Origin of the sequence: Sporosarcina sp. Marseille-Q4063, assembly GCF_018309085.1 — a bacterium.
Classification (GTDB): domain Bacteria; phylum Bacillota; class Bacilli; order Bacillales_A; family Planococcaceae; genus Sporosarcina.
In genome coordinates this window covers 1,006,888-1,021,866 of the sequence record NZ_CP070502.1, presented here as the reverse complement: position 1 = coordinate 1,021,866, position 14,979 = coordinate 1,006,888, and the positions used below count along the sequence as shown (strand labels likewise).

The window sequence follows — 14,979 nt, the reverse complement described above, 5'->3', positions numbered from 1 at the left end:
CAGTATTCTGATTATACACTACAATTGCATAAAATGTAAAAGGGATATAGACTACATAACGCTTTGTCGATATTCCTTTAAATTTTTATCCAAAGACGTGAATTGTCATAAATGCACCTTGCACAGGTACCTTTTTGAAAAGAAAAGAGTGCACTTGTTTTTATATTGTTATAGTATATAATTGTCATTATATTAAATTGTTAGTATTTTTAAATTATAGGAGGCTCGCGTAAATGGCTACTTTTTTAGGATCGATTATTTTATTACTAGCCGGGTACGCGGTTTATTCGAAAGTGATCGAGAAAGCATTTAAGATTGATGATACTCGTGAAACGCCCGCGTATACCGTAAATGACGGTATGGATTATGTACCGATGAGCTGGTGGAAAGGGTGGTTAATCCAACTATTAAATATTGCTGGGTTAGGACCTATTTTCGGGGCGGTTGCAGGTGCATTGTACGGGCCTGTGGCATTTATATGGATTGTCTTTGGTTCGATTTTTGCAGGAGGGGTTCATGATTACTTCTCAGGCATGTTATCTTTAAAACATAAGGGCGCACAGTTTCCACAAATTGTGGGAAAATACTTAGGAACCTTTGCTCGGAAATCGATTGTTATCATTTCACTAATTTTAATGATTTTAGTAACTGCAGCCTTTACAGCAGGACCGGCACAGTTAATCGCTCAAATTACACCGATTCCCTTTATAGGTGCATTAGTGATTGTTTTTGCTTACTTCTTCATCGCAGCAGTTATGCCTATAAATAAAATTATCGGTAAAATCTATCCGATCTTTGGTGCAATCATTATCTTTATGGCGGTTGCGGTAGGGGTGGTTCTGCTGTTTGGTAATTATACAATTCCCAATTTGACCTTAAGTAATTTACATCCTGGGGAGTTGCCGGTTTGGCCATTATTGATGGTGACGATTTCTTGCGGAGCACTTTCAGGTTTCCACTCAACGCAAAGTCCGATTGTTTCTAGAACGATGAAAAAAGAGTCAGAAGGCCGCAAAATCTTTTACGGTGCAATGATTGGAGAAGGTGTGATCGCACTCGTTTGGGCAGCAGCGGGAATGACGTTTTTCGGTGGAACAGGTGGACTTCAAGCAGCTCTTGCGGCGGGTGGTCCGGCAGGTGTCATTAATGAAATGTCTTCAACGATGCTTGGTACATTCGGAGGGATTTTAGCCATCCTTGCAGTGATTATTTTACCGATAACGACAGGGGATACTGCGCTTCGTTCTTCAAGAATGATTATTATGGAGTCAGTATCGAAATGGTTTGATCCAGACAAAAAACGTACAGTTGTCATGGCGACTGTTGTGCTTGGTGTTCCAGCATTTTTATTATCAACGATTGACTACTCATTTTTATGGAGATATGTAGGCGGGACAAACCAGCTTACGGCTACCATCATGTTATGGGTTGTCGTTTCTTATTTGCTGAAAGAAGGACGGGCACATGCGCATATACTCGCGGGGATTCCAGCACTCTTTATGACAGGTGTCGTCGCAACTTACTTCTTATACGCACCTGAAGGATTGAACTTGGATTACACACTTTCGATTACTATCGGTGGTATTATCACATTTATTGTGTTTTTAATGTACATTCGACAAATTGTTCGCCATCGAGAGATTGCAGTGAAAAATGTAGTAGTAGAAACGAACAATTAATAGTTAAATAAAAAACTGATTTCCTTTTGTAGGGGAAATCAGTTTTTGAGTTTTGGGTACCTGTGCAAGACACTAATCAGTTTATTCACTACAATTGCATGAAATAAAAAGGGGTATCGACTGTGTTCAGCTTTATCGATACCCTTTTTTATATTTATCCATGTTTAGGAATTGTCATAAGTGTGTGATGCACAGGTACCTTTGAAAGGTGCCTTTGAAAACACTCATACAGGCTCTTCGCTGTTAATCATAATGGCTGCGACTTGTGTTAAACGTTCATAAAATGCCTCACCTGCAGGACTTTGATCTAGTCCAACTTCTTCAAAAGCTTCTTTCATGCAGCGTAACCAGCTTTCGGCTCTTGTCGGTGTGACTTCATGAGGTATGTGGCGCGCGCATGGCTGGAGGTCCGTATACATTACTGTAAAGCGGCGGGCCGCCAGTGAATTGAGTTAAAAAGAGCCGCTGTTTGTTCATGATTTCATTGATATCACCGTGAAAAATGGGAATCAAGTTTGGATCAGCGTACACTTTCGGGTAAAAAGCGTTTACCAATTCCTCGATTTTCTCGGCACCGATGTCATCGTATAAAGTATGTAAAGATTTCTTTGACATAGTCATTACTCCTTCAAGATGAACAGTATTTTAAATACAATACAAACAGATGCTTATTTAAATTCCATGATTCTTAATCACGACTTGCTCCACATTCAAATTTCTTCGTTCTTTTGCGTTATGGTAGATGATGTCAGCAATGTCTTCCGGATCCATTAATCCCGCTGTTTGAGATGCGTCAAAAATGCCGTCCCAGAATTCTGTTTTCATGCCGCCCATATAGGCGCCGAATACGTGAATGTCTGTTTCTTCTAGCTCGGCGAGCAGACTTTCGTGGAATCCGCGTATACCAAACTTACTTGCACAGTAAACGGATTCCGTCTTTTTTCCTTCTAATCCAGCCGTGGAAACGATGTTTAAAATGCTGCCGCTGTTCCTTTCTTTCATGTCAGAGAGTACTTCTTGCGTACAGAATATCGTGCCTTTTAAGTTGATGTCTATCATTTGATGGACCGCTTCTTCTGATAAATTTTCCGCTAAATCAAACACGCCGACTCCTGCATTATTTACAAGCACATCTACAGTGCCGAAGTTTTCTTTAATCTTTGTGAAAACTTGAGAGACTTCCTGTTTAGAGGATACGTCTACTTGGAAAATTGAAGGATCTTCGTTTGGTATACCTTTCGCAGTACGCTCTAATTTATCTTCTGTTCTTCCGAGTAAACAAACATGATACCCGTCTTCCGCATATTTTTTCGCAAGCGATGCGCCTAATCCGCTTCCAGCACCGGTAATTACAGCAATCTTTTTATTCAAAACTTGATCGATCCCTTCTGATCCGTTGTAATACTATTATAAGCTAATTAGCTGCTGAATCCAATTTAGGTACCTGTGCGAGAAACAATCGTTTCAAAATCAATACAACTCAAAGCAAACTGTGTTGAATCAATGCAATTGGCAACTTGCTTCATTAAATGATAGAATTGAATCTATTAAAATTTTACAAGTAAAATTTATAGAGTTAAAAAGTGATTTGCTGGATTTTAAAAGTAAGTTGAATGAGGAATCTAGGGAGAATCATGCATATTGGAAAGGCCGGCTATTGAAAGAACATAATAATATATTTAAAAGTTCTTTGATCAAGGGAAGTTTATCGACCTATATAAATAACGTTGATCGTAATTTAGACGATTTAAACAATGAATTAATGAGATTGCAGAATGAAGTTTATAGTACAGAAGGTCTGATTGGAAATGTTAAAGCATCATTGAATTGGATAGCGACAAAGATAGGCAATCTAGTAAATTAAGGGAGATTTAATTTGTGGCCATAAAAATCGTATTAGCAAAAGCGCATGAAAACCAACAAAATGATCCAGAGATACAAAGAGAATTGTCAGATATTCAAACATTTTTCACTGAAAAAGAATTCAATTTCGAAGTGAAATCGCTTAACTTTGTAATATTGAGGGGTCTATACTCGCACGTTGATCGGATGCTCACTGTTATCGGTGTATTCGTAAATAAAACCGAAAAAACGATTAACGGCTTAAAAGCGGAACTTGCATTTCGCGTGAAAGGTAATCCTGAAGCGCGGTTAAGTGGCGTGAAATTGGACCTACCACAATATTTTTTAGGGGACTTAAAACCGAACGAGGGATTCGTCTTACATATAAAAGTGATGACGAAAGGGTTGTCAAAAGAAAAAGAAACCTATCAAGCAACTGAACTTTTAGGTGAATTACGAAATATTGAAATTACACATTAGAAAAAATAATTGGTTTTTAAGTTAGGAGAAATTAAAATGAGAAAGTACTTGGTATTATTAACGATTTTGTCAATTCTTGCTTTAGCAGCATGTGGAAAGACAGAAAAAAGTACAGAAAAACCTGTAGATAATGGGGAAAATAACTCAGAGTTTGAGACAACTGGTAATAAAACAGCAGGGAGCGAACAGGGCTTGAAATTACAAGTTATTAAAGGTGATGCAGAGGTTGGTGTAACTGTAGAAAATAATGAACTATATAGCGAGCTAGACAAAATCATTCAAGAAAATCCAGATATGGGGGCAGCGGGTGATTTTAGTCTCTATGTAGTGGATACACTACATGATGAAGAAGGAAATTCAAAGTTAGTCATATTAGGAATCAACCGATTACCCGTGGCGATTAAAAACTTTGAATTCAATTATACGTTGGGAAACAAAGATGAAGAGTTTGTCTGGGAAAAACAACCAGTTGAAATGAAAGAAGAAATTGCAGGGATTTTACAGCCGAACAGTGCACTTCCTATAGTTTTACCGCTTACTGACGAACAAAAAATGTTAGTGAAAAGTCTAAAGGAAGGTAATATAGTGATGTCAATAGAAGACTTCAAATATGAAGAAGTCAAATAAATATTAACAGATAAAATACCGCGCTACCAAATTAGTTGGCGCGGTTATTTTTATGAAGTGGCGAAATATGGGGTGGATAAGTCGCTTGAAAAGAGGGGCTATTCATTGGTTGAATAGCTTGACTTCAGTGCGGACGCTCTTTCATAAAGACTAGTTTTATATTTATGTCAGGAGATATCAAAATGAGAAAGTACTTGGTGTTATTAATGATTTTATCTATTCTTGCTTTAGCGGCATGTGGGAAGTTGGAAATTAATACGGGAAAACCTGTTGTTAATGAAGAAAACAAAACAGAGAATGAGCCAAATAACGATGAAACTGTCGGAAACGAACAAGGCTTGAAATTGCAAGTTTTACAAGGTGATGAAGAGATTGGTGTAACTGTCGAAAACAATCAATTTTACAGCGAATTAGACAAAGTCATTCAACAATACCCGAATATGGGGGCGAAGAATGATTTCACAGTTTATATTGTGAATGCCTACCGAGATGATAGCGGGAATCCGAAGTTAGTCCTATTAGGGATCAACCGATTACCTGTGGCGATCAAAAACATTGAATTCATTTATACGTTAGGAAACAAAAATAATGAGTATGTATGGGAAAGACAACCCATTGAAATGACCGAAGAGAAGGCAGGCGTTTTACAACCAAACAGTGCACTTCCAATCGTATTGTCGATTACTGAAGAGCAGTTAGAGTTATTAAAAAGTCTGGAAGAAGATAATAAGGTGATGACAATAGATGGCTTCACTTATGAAGAAGTGAAATAAATAGTACAAGCTAAAGTAACCACGTTGCTGAATTTGTTACCATGGTTATTTTTGTAAGGAACAGCTCATTGATGTTTAATTAATTTAACTTCAGCATGACCGTTTATAGCATTCTCTCCGACGAGTTTTACGACAGGTTTTAATTTATCAAACGTCATGAGAACAGAACCTTCCACAGAGGTTGTCGTTTCTTCAAAAAGTTGATTGTCGAGGGACATCGTAAGCTTGCCTTCTTCAGTTTTTAACTTGTAAAAAACTTCATAGGTAACATTTGGCCGAATCCAATAATTCCGCACAAAGTATGTATCAAATACTTTAAAGGATAAACTAACTTTTGTTATCCCTAGGTACTTTGTCCCGTTAAATATTTTTAAAGGCCTGCTTTTGAAGACATTAACCATAATCATTATACTGCCGATGAGGAATAGAAAAAGAATAGTGAAGGCAATAATGTCATCGAATCTCATGTTTGTTTAAACTCCTTTAATTCATAGTTGTAGAAACTTCTTTTCAGTATATCTGACTTCTAAATCTATTTCTATTTTACAACAAATACTAATAGTATTGTAATCATGGGTATGAAATGTGTAAAAACTCCTTGTGTAGTTAGTCGGGCTTAAGTGAAATAAATAGTACTAGATAAAGCAACCACGCTGCCGAATTTGTTGGCGTGGTTATTTGATTTTAAATATTATGAAGTAAGGTATCATGGAAAGGGAGTACAACCCGGCCCGTGATATACTATGTATGCAATAATATTAGTCGAGCGTATATACTTTTTGTTAAAATAAATAGACAGATGCGCAAGGGAGGCCAGCAGTTTTGATAAATAACCTTTTCAATAATAATTTCAAAAGAAGTGATGGGTTATACTTAGTGTTTATAGCGCTGTTGACTGCTATTGCGAGCGAAATAAAAGTGATTCCTTTTAATGGTGATGCTTTTCGTTTCGGATTGGGCAGTATTGCTTTCTTTCTGCTAATTCTTATTCGACCTCCGGCATCTCTGATCCGTACGGGTCTAATTACGGGTCTAACAGTCGTTTGTTTTCGGTTATTTGGCGACATGCTTCATCAAACAGACTTGGCTGTGAGTTTAAAAACTCATTCGCCTGTTTTGCTATTTTATTTTTTATATGCACTCGGATTGAACTTTATCAAAATAGAGCAGTATAAAACGTCTCCACTTCTCCTAGGAGCATGGGCTGCTGGATTTGAGTTTATTGGAAATAGTGCAGAGCAACTTGCGAGATTGTTGTTATTAAGTGGTGTGAATGTAACGTTTCATGAATGGATACTATTAGGGGGAGTCGCAGTACTGCGGAGTTATTTTGTCGTTGGTCTGTATAGCTCGATTATTATTTCGGAACATAAGAAACGGATGCAGGAGACGCTTAGTCTTGGTTCTGAATTGTATGCGGAAACCTTGTATTTGCAGAAATCGATGGATCATATCGAACAAATTACCGCCTCCAGTCATGATTTATATAGAAGATTAAAAAAGAAAGAGCTTCATGAGTTGAGTGTACAAGCATTACTTATCGCGCAAGAAATTCATGAGGTAAAAAAAGATTCGCAGCGGATTTTTGCGGGGCTATCTAAAATGACAAATGAAAAAAGAAATGAAAACTTCTTTTTGTCCGATCTAATTGATTTAGTAATGACTTCAAATAAAAAATATAGTGAGTTATTAAAGAAAAATATTACTTTTCATGAATTAATATCGAGTGATTTTGAAACGAATCAACAAATCCCTCTTCTTGCTTTATTGAATAATATTACAGCAAATGCTGTTGAATCGATTAAGAATAAAGGTGAAATCATTTTAGAGTTATTTGAAGAAGGAGAAACTACTTATTTTATTATTAAAGATTCTGGAGATGGAATTCCAAAAGAGGATATTTCCATTATTTTTGAACCTGGTTATACGACAAAGTTTAGCGTTCAAGGGGTGGCGGCGACAGGAATCGGTTTGTCGCATGTTCAAGAAATTATTCGAACATTAAAAGGTCAAATTCGAATAGAAACACCAGGAAATGGAACGGTCTTTCGAATCGAAATTCCAACTGAAAATATTAGAAAGTGAGTTGAAGAAAACTGCGATATTTTATTGTAGATGATGATACAGCAAGCCGTCGAATGTTAGCGCAAATTATAACTGAGGGCGGTCTTGGTGCAGTGATAGGTGAAGCGGAGAGTGGGAAAAAGTCACTTTCTTTTATCCTTTCAACGCGGCCTGATTTTGTATTAATTGACTTTTTAATGCCGGAATTAGATGGAATTGAAACGATTGAACAGTTACAAAATGAGGGGTTTCAAGGACAATTTATTATGATTTCTCAAGTTGTAAATAAAGAAATGGTAGGGGAGGCTTATGAAAGAGGTGTAGAATACTTTATACATAAACCGATTAATCGTATTGAAGTGTCTAGTATTTTAAAGAAGACGGCTGAACAATTCCAACTAAAAAATTCTTTATTGCAAATCCGAGAATCATTAGTGAATCTCGGTCCGAATACGAATACGAAGACAAAAACGCAAAGAAACGTGAAAGAAACTGTCCTCTCCATTTTAAATGATATGGGAATAGTCGGTGAAGCAGGAAGCGATGATATCGTATCGATGATTGAAATTCTAATGGAAAATGGGGATTATAACGCTCAGGTGCCTTCATTAAAAGAATTATATGAAGCAGTCGCAAAAAAAATGGGTGCCAAAAACGTGGAAAAAGAATGTAAAGCCATTGAACAACGGATCCGAAGAACAATTATTGCTGCTGTAAACAACTTAGCTTCATTAGGCTCAATTGATTACACCAATCCAGAATTCGAATATTACGCGCCTCGCTATTTTGACTTCGGGGAAATTAGAAGTCGCATGAAGCAGATTCAAGAGAATGATGATACGCCAATGAAAGTGAAAATAAATAGCCGGAAGTTCCTTCAAATGTTGTATCGTGAAGTTATTGATAAATACAATCAACCTTAAAGTTTTCGATAAATTGGTATTGGTAAAAAAGTTTTCTTTAAATGTCGGATTTTGTAGGATTCAATAAGTCTCCCGTAAACTGTTTTTTAAGCTTACTTTTTTTGAGAAAGCGTTTACAAAAGATGAAGAGGTGACTATTGATGAAAAGAAAATTTAAATTTCCTTTAGCCTATCAAATCCTAGTCGGATTAATATTAGGGATTATTGTTGGTGCAGTTTTTTACGGAAACCCTGCAATTGAAACTTATTTGCAGCCGCTCGGAACAATGTTTATTAATATGATTAAAATGATTGTTGTTCCAATTATTATATCTACGTTAATTGTCGGCGTAGCTGGGACTGGAGATATCAAACAATTAGGCAAACTCGGCGGGAAAACAATGTTATATTTCCAAGTTGTTTCTTTAATAGCAATTGTTGTCGGATTATCGGCAGCAAATATCTTTAAGCCGGGTGAAGGCATCGATATGTCATCACTTGCTAAAGGCGATATTGATCAATATGTTCAAACGACAGAAAATGTGCAAAATGAAGGAATTATGGATGTTTTGGTGGGCATTGTGCCAAGTAATATTGTGGATTCGATGGCAAATGCGGATATGCTTCCACTAATTTTCTTTTCGGTATTATTCGGGTTAGGGATTGCGTCGATCGGAGAGAGAGGAAAACCTGTTTTGGCGTTTTTCCAGGGAACGGCAGATGCGATGTTCTGGGTGACGAATCTAATTATGAAATTTGCACCAATTGGTGTATTTGGGTTAATTGGCGTGACTGTTTCAAAATTCGGTTTAAGCTCGTTAATCCCGCTTGGTAAATTAATGATTCTCGTTTATGTAACGATGATTTTCTTCGTTGTTGTTGTACTTGGTGTCATTTCAAAGATGGTAGGGTCAAGTATTTTTACGACAATCAAATTATTAAAAGATGAATTACTCTTAGCGTATTCCACTGCAAGTTCAGAAACAGTATTGCCAAGATTGATGCAGAAAATGGAGAAGAAAGGTTGTCCAAAAGACATTGTCTCCTTCGTTATTCCAACGGGGTATTCATTTAACTTAGACGGCTCTACACTCTATCAAGCACTTGCAGCAATTTTCATTGCACAAATGTATAATATAAACTTGAGTGTTATGGAACAAATTACATTAGTTTTAGTCTTGATGGTCACATCTAATGGAATTGCAGGCGTGCCAGGGGTTTCCTTTGTCGTTCTGCTAGCGACACTCGGAACAGTCGGAATCCCACTTGAAGGTCTTGCATTCATTGCCGGTGTCGACAGACTTCTTGACATGGGTAGAACAGTCGTAAACGTACTTGGAAATGCAACAGCAACAATTGTTATTTCAAAATCCGAAGGCCGCTTCAAACCTGCGGAAAGCGAAGATTATAATATAAATCCAGCTGAGGAACTCGCGTAAGTTGGAGAAAATTTAGGTACCTGTGCAAGAAACAATTCAGGAAATTCACTACAATTGTATAAACTGAGAAGGGGAAGTTGACTATATAACGCTTTGTAGAAATCGTTCTGAGTTATTATACAAAGTGGCGAATTGTCATAATTGCACCTTGCACAGGTACCGTCAAAAAGGTACTTTTCATAAGTGCAACTGCTAAAACGCATGGCCTAGGCTGTGCGTTTTTTTTGCATGACTTGTCTAATTATAAATTGAAATTCATAGGCATAATATCAATAAAGAACACGGGGAGTGATCTTTATGAAAGTGAGGGACAGCGGTCTATTTGGTTTAAGTCTGCTTTTACTCGTTATTATTATGCTATCCGTCTATGCTAGATTTTCAAATGGAGGAAATGACGCCGGTACTTTATTACAAGAAAATAATCGAGAGGTTTCAGTAGAAGAGGCGAATGACTATCTGGCATCCTACCATAAGGAAGTTGGATTCTATAAAAATCTTGGGGAAAGGTTAAGGGAAAAAGGATATGAACACAGTATACTTGGAATTATGGATGATGAAGATGACATTCGGATTGAAATCACTCTCACAAATAAGGAAGCAAATGAACAAGAACGAGTAGAGGTAAAGAGGATTTTTGAAGAAACTGCCGTAAAATATAAATTAGATCCTAAGATATTTAAGGTTGAAGTCAGTAGGGATGAAAATCCAAATGGGTGAAAAATTTTGGTACCTGTGCAAGACACAATTCGAAAAATACACTACAATTGCATAAACTAAGAAGGGGGTACCGACTACATAACATGTTGTCGGTATCCTTTTGATTTTTTATACAAAATCGTGAATTGTCATAATTGCACCTTGCACAGGTACCTGTCAATACCTTAAAAAGACAATAACGATTGAACCGATGAGACTAAATGAAAAATAAACAACGCCAAGCAATAAAATCTTTTTTAAAAGGGGGTACTCTTTTTTATAACTTGCTTTTCCCCTATTTTTTCCTTCGAAGCGCCGTATAGATTGCTCTCTTTTACTAATAGTGGAAAAGAAGTGTTTGGAAGTAGTAATAAAGGCATTGAAAAATCCAGCTTGAAGGATTAACATCACGCTACCAATTAATAAAAGAACGAGCCCGATATAAAAGATGAAATCCAACAAGTGGACAAGATTCGTTGATGAGAATAGCAGCATACAGAAAAACAACAGCATAGGTGCGGCGAGCAGGGATGTAAAAAAAACTTTTTTCATAGGATACTAAACTCCTTTAACTCCTACGGAATAACAAACCTCCACAGGGAAATACACCGATAATTTAAATTGTTATTGCTATTACGAATGTAAGCATTTACAATTATATAAATATAGGACAACTAATACAAGGGGGTAACAAAAGATGAAGAATAAAAAGTGGCTCGCATTAATTTTCCTAACAATCTTTGCACTTGTTTTATCAGGTTGTAACTTTAATTCGTCGGATAGTGATGAAGGTAGTAAAGATAAGGATGAAGGTACTAAAAAAGAGGATATAGAGGAAGTAGCACAAGTGCTGAGATTAAGTGCTTCGGCCGAAATCCCAACTATGGATTCAACAAAAGCACATGACGGCGTGGCTTTCAACGTATTGAACAACACTAACGAGGGTCTTTATCGCCAAGATGAAAACAATGAACCTATTTTGGCATTAGCTGAAAAACATGAAGAAAGTGAAGATGAAGTCGTTCATACATTCACATTAAAAGAAACGAAATGGAGTAACGGGGATCCTGTAACTGCTGCTGATTTTGAGTACGCATGGAAACGCGTTATGAAAGAAGCAGGGGCATATAACTACATGCTTGCTACAGCTGGCATTAAAAACGCAGAAGCCATTATGAATGAGGAAATGGATGCGGATGAGCTCGGTATTAAAGCGACCGGTGATTTTACACTTGAAGTAACGCTGGAAAGTCCGAATCCGTTGTTTAAAACACTACTTGCATTCCCGACATTCCTTCCGCAAAATCAAAAATTTGTTGAAGAGCTCGGTGATCAATATGCACTTGAAGCAGAGAATGTGTTAGCAAACGGCCCGTTCAAGCTTGTTAGCTGGACTCATGAGCAAGGATGGACATTGGAAAAGAACGAAGATTATTGGGACGCTGACAAGGTAAAACTCGACAAGGTTGAAGTGGTTGTTGTAAAAGAGCCTTCCACTGGAGCAAATCTTTATGAAACTGGAAAAATTGATCGTACATTACTGACGTCTGCTCTCGTTGCACAATATGCAGATGACGAGGACTTTCAAATTGAAAAAGAATCCGGCATAATCTTTTTACGATTTAACCATAAACACCCGATTCTTGGAAATCCAGAAATCCGTAGAGCAATTAATATGGCAATTGATCGTGATGGGCTAACGGATGTCATCTTACAAGATGGATCTACACCACTGTATGGACTTGTGGCAGGAGGATATTATTTCTCTCCAGATCAAAAGGACTACCGCGACCTTAACGGCGATATCAATAAAGGGACTCCAGAAGAAGCTAAAGTATTGTGGGAAGAAACATTAGACGAAATTGGAGAAAAAGAAGTCACTGTATCAATTAACATTGCTGATTCTGAATCACATAAGAAAGTTGCAGAATATTTGCAAGCACAGCTTGAAGATAACCTTCCTGGATTTAAGCTAGAAATTAAGGCAGTACCTTTCGCGCAACGTCTTGAAATTGAAAAAGCTATCACATATGACATTTCCTTATCATCTTGGGGGCCAGACTATAGTGACCCAATGACTTACTTGGATATGTGGTTGAAAGGCGGATCGGCCAACCGTATGGATTACGACAACCCAAAACTAAACGAACTGGTTGAAGAAGCATATGGCGAGACGGATCTAAGCAAACGTTTTGAAATGTTACTAGAAATTGAAAAAATCTTGTTGGTTGAAGATGCTGCAATCGCACCGCTTTACCAAACGGGATCTGCAATTCTTAAGCGGGATAGTATTAAGAATTTAGTCAAACATCCATCAGGCGCTGAATTCTCTTACAAATGGGCTTATATTGAGGAATAATATAAACTAAAGCGTCAGAAAAACGGGGGTGTCCAACTGGTGCACCCCTCTTTTTATTGTATGTACATAGCAAACTATAGAATTTTACTAGTAACGCGTGGTATTTAAAGATAGGGGGATCAATGTGAAAAGTTACATACTTAAGAGAATCGGATTCATGATTGTTACCCTTTTCGTCATTGTGTCCGCCACCTTTTTTCTTATGGAGCTTATACCGGGAACACCGTTTACGAATCCCGAAAAGTTAACAGAGAAACAGTTGGTAATTCTTAATGCGAAATATGGATTAGATCAACCGGTAGCAATTCAGTATTTGAAATACATTGGTAATTTACTTCAGGGAGACTTGGGCTATTCGTTTCAATACGAAGGCCGGACGGTTTTCAGTATGATTAGTGATCGCATCGGACCATCTGCATTTATTGGCCTGCAAGCACTTATTTTTGGTTCACTTATAGGTCTTTTACTAGGAGTTTTTTCTGCTTTGAGACATAACTCAGTATTTGATTACCTGTCTGTGACAATTGCAGTTCTGGGTATGTCAATTCCATCATTTGTTTTTGCAGCACTACTACAATATTATGTAGGGGTAAAACTAGGGTGGCTGCCCGTTGCTCTTTGGGAAGGCTATTCTAGCACCATCCTACCTTCTTTTGCATTGTCGGTAACGGTTATCGCTACGGTTGCTAGGTTTATTCGAAGTGAAATGCTTGAGGTACTTGGACAGGACTACGTCACGACTGCTAGGGCAAAGGGATTGAGCGAGTCGACAGTCATCGTAAAGCACGTCACACGGAATGCGCTTATCCCGGTTGTCACGATGCTCGGTCCATTAGCGGTGTCCATCATGACAGGTACGCTCGTCATCGAAAAAATATTTTCCGTTCCGGGACTCGGAGAGCAGTTCACCTTATCAATTCTTGTCCTCGATTATAGTGTTATTATGGGAATTACGCTTTTCTATAGTGCACTATTCATATTTGTCGTTTTCGTCGTTGATATTCTTTATGGGTTCCTTGATCCCCGAATTGACTATAAGGGGGCGGAACAGTCATGACAAAAGTAAACGAGAAAATCAAAAAAGATACAAATCCTATCGATTCGGAGCAAAAGAGTTTAGCTGAACCTACCGCTGATTTATTCGTTGCCGCGCCATTGGATCAGGACGTTAGTGAAGAAATAACGACCCCGTCCATTTCCTTTTGGAAGGAAGCAAGAGAACGTCTATTCAAAAACAAAGGTGCTGTTTTTTCTCTAATTGTCCTAGGTATATTAATCCTCTTAGCTTTGGTAGGACCAGCAATGAATGAACATACACATCGGAGTCAAAACTTAATGCACTCCAACCTTCCGCCAAAAGTGGATGGGCTGGGGTGGCTTGGTTTTGATGGGAAAGATGTAAAAGGTAAGGATGTATATGAAATAAGAAATATAGAAGAAAATTATTGGTTCGGAACAGATGAATTCGGAAGGGATTTGTGGACAAGAGTTTGGAAAGGAACACAGATTTCACTATTCATTGCACTAGTTGCTGCCGCACTTGATTTGGCAATCGGCGTTTTATATGGAGGGATATCTTCATTTTATGGAGGTCGACTCGATAATATTATGCAGCGAATTATTGAAGTGCTTGTTGGTATACCCAACTTGATTGTGATTATCTTGTTTATTTTAATTTTGGAACCCGGGATTACTTCAATCATCTTGGCGCTTATCGTTACCGGCTGGGTAGGAATGGCGCGTGTCGTGCGTGGACAAATCTTGCAACTAAAAGGCCAGGAATTCATTCTTGCTTCTAGAACACTTGGGGCATCGAATGCACGACTGATAGGTAAACATCTATTGCCAAACGTTATGGGGCCCATCATTGTTACGGTCATGTTCACGATTCCAACGGCTATATTTTTTGAAGCATTTCTAAGTTTTATCGGTCTTGGCTTACAGGCCCCGCTTGCTTCACTCGGGGTGTTAATTGAAGATGGCTATAAGTCTATGCGTTATTTTTCATACAAACTTATTTTTCCAGCAGCTGTTATCAGTTTAATAATGATCTCATTTAACTTACTAGCAGATGGTCTTCGTGATGCCCTGGATCCGAAAATGAGAAGATAGGGAGGG

15 protein-coding genes and 1 pseudogene are annotated in these 14,979 nt (G+C 37.8%); 12 read left to right on the top strand and 4 right to left on the bottom strand.

The window, feature by feature from the left end; genetic code table 11:
• Positions 1-233: 233 nt before the first annotated feature.
• Positions 234-1,679: a carbon starvation CstA family protein gene (locus JSQ81_RS05235; RefSeq protein WP_212606663.1), complete on the top strand. Its 1,446-nt coding sequence runs from the start codon at positions 234-236 to the stop codon at positions 1,677-1,679.
• 224 nt (positions 1,680-1,903) lie between these two features.
• On the opposite strand, the pseudogene JSQ81_RS05230 reads toward JSQ81_RS05235, so the two are convergent.
• Together JSQ81_RS05230 and JSQ81_RS05225 are read right to left on the bottom strand one after the other, a co-directional pair.
• A pseudogene (locus JSQ81_RS05230) lies at positions 1,904-2,294 on the bottom strand (globin).
• A 57-nt stretch (positions 2,295-2,351) separates the two neighbouring features.
• The gene (locus JSQ81_RS05225) at positions 2,352-3,050 is read right to left on the bottom strand and encodes an SDR family oxidoreductase (RefSeq protein ID WP_212606662.1); all 699 of its coding nucleotides are present in this window, start codon (positions 3,048-3,050) and stop codon (positions 2,352-2,354) included.
• Between the two features lie 217 nt (positions 3,051-3,267).
• On the opposite strand from JSQ81_RS05225, the gene JSQ81_RS05220 reads away from it, so the two are divergent.
• From JSQ81_RS05220 to JSQ81_RS05205, 4 genes are all read left to right on the top strand, one after another.
• Positions 3,268-3,543, top strand: coding sequence for a hypothetical protein (locus tag JSQ81_RS05220; protein WP_371812511.1), 276 nt, complete (start codon positions 3,268-3,270; stop codon positions 3,541-3,543).
• 14 nt (positions 3,544-3,557) lie between these two features.
• Complete coding sequence (locus JSQ81_RS05215) at positions 3,558-4,001, top strand: hypothetical protein (RefSeq protein WP_212606660.1); 444 nt, start codon at positions 3,558-3,560, stop codon at positions 3,999-4,001.
• Between the two features lie 36 nt (positions 4,002-4,037).
• Entirely contained in the window at positions 4,038-4,628 is a 591-nt protein-coding gene (locus tag JSQ81_RS05210) for a hypothetical protein (RefSeq protein ID WP_212606659.1), read from the top strand.
• Between the two features lie 182 nt (positions 4,629-4,810).
• A complete protein-coding gene (locus JSQ81_RS05205; protein WP_212606658.1) occupies positions 4,811-5,401 on the top strand; it encodes a hypothetical protein in 591 nt (196 codons plus the stop codon).
• A gap of 65 nt (positions 5,402-5,466) precedes the next feature.
• Here JSQ81_RS05205 and JSQ81_RS05200 read toward each other — a convergent pair whose 3' ends face one another.
• Complete coding sequence (locus tag JSQ81_RS05200) at positions 5,467-5,868, bottom strand: hypothetical protein (protein WP_212606657.1); 402 nt, start codon at positions 5,866-5,868, stop codon at positions 5,467-5,469.
• Positions 5,869-6,223: 355 nt separating this feature from the next.
• On the opposite strand from JSQ81_RS05200, the gene JSQ81_RS05195 reads away from it, so the two are divergent.
• From JSQ81_RS05195 to JSQ81_RS05180, 4 genes are all read left to right on the top strand, one after another.
• Positions 6,224-7,486 (top strand): sensor histidine kinase, encoded by a 1,263-nt coding sequence (locus JSQ81_RS05195; RefSeq protein WP_212606656.1) that lies wholly within the window; start codon positions 6,224-6,226, stop codon positions 7,484-7,486.
• Between the two features lie 11 nt (positions 7,487-7,497).
• Positions 7,498-8,388: a response regulator gene (locus JSQ81_RS05190; protein WP_212607554.1), complete on the top strand. Its 891-nt coding sequence runs from the start codon at positions 7,498-7,500 to the stop codon at positions 8,386-8,388.
• A gap of 140 nt (positions 8,389-8,528) precedes the next feature.
• Positions 8,529-9,806: a cation:dicarboxylate symporter family transporter gene (locus tag JSQ81_RS05185; protein WP_212606655.1), complete on the top strand. Its 1,278-nt coding sequence runs from the start codon at positions 8,529-8,531 to the stop codon at positions 9,804-9,806.
• 297 nt (positions 9,807-10,103) lie between these two features.
• Positions 10,104-10,523 (top strand): hypothetical protein, encoded by a 420-nt coding sequence (locus JSQ81_RS05180; protein ID WP_212606654.1) that lies wholly within the window; start codon positions 10,104-10,106, stop codon positions 10,521-10,523.
• A 156-nt stretch (positions 10,524-10,679) separates the two neighbouring features.
• Here JSQ81_RS05180 and JSQ81_RS05175 read toward each other — a convergent pair whose 3' ends face one another.
• A complete protein-coding gene (locus JSQ81_RS05175; protein ID WP_212606653.1) occupies positions 10,680-11,054 on the bottom strand; it encodes a DUF3899 domain-containing protein in 375 nt (124 codons plus the stop codon).
• Between the two features lie 145 nt (positions 11,055-11,199).
• On the opposite strand from JSQ81_RS05175, the gene JSQ81_RS05170 reads away from it, so the two are divergent.
• From JSQ81_RS05170 to opp3C, 3 genes are all read left to right on the top strand, one after another.
• The gene (locus JSQ81_RS05170) at positions 11,200-12,861 is read left to right on the top strand and encodes a peptide ABC transporter substrate-binding protein (RefSeq protein WP_212606652.1); all 1,662 of its coding nucleotides are present in this window, start codon (positions 11,200-11,202) and stop codon (positions 12,859-12,861) included.
• A gap of 124 nt (positions 12,862-12,985) precedes the next feature.
• Positions 12,986-13,918, top strand: coding sequence for an ABC transporter permease (locus JSQ81_RS05165; protein ID WP_212606651.1), 933 nt, complete (start codon positions 12,986-12,988; stop codon positions 13,916-13,918).
• On the top strand, positions 13,915-14,973 hold the full coding sequence (opp3C, locus tag JSQ81_RS05160; protein WP_212606650.1) for an oligopeptide ABC transporter permease: 1,059 nt from the start codon (positions 13,915-13,917) through the stop codon (positions 14,971-14,973). The genes JSQ81_RS05165 and opp3C overlap by 4 nt, the downstream gene beginning before the upstream one ends.
• The last annotated feature ends 6 nt before the right edge of the window (positions 14,974-14,979 follow it).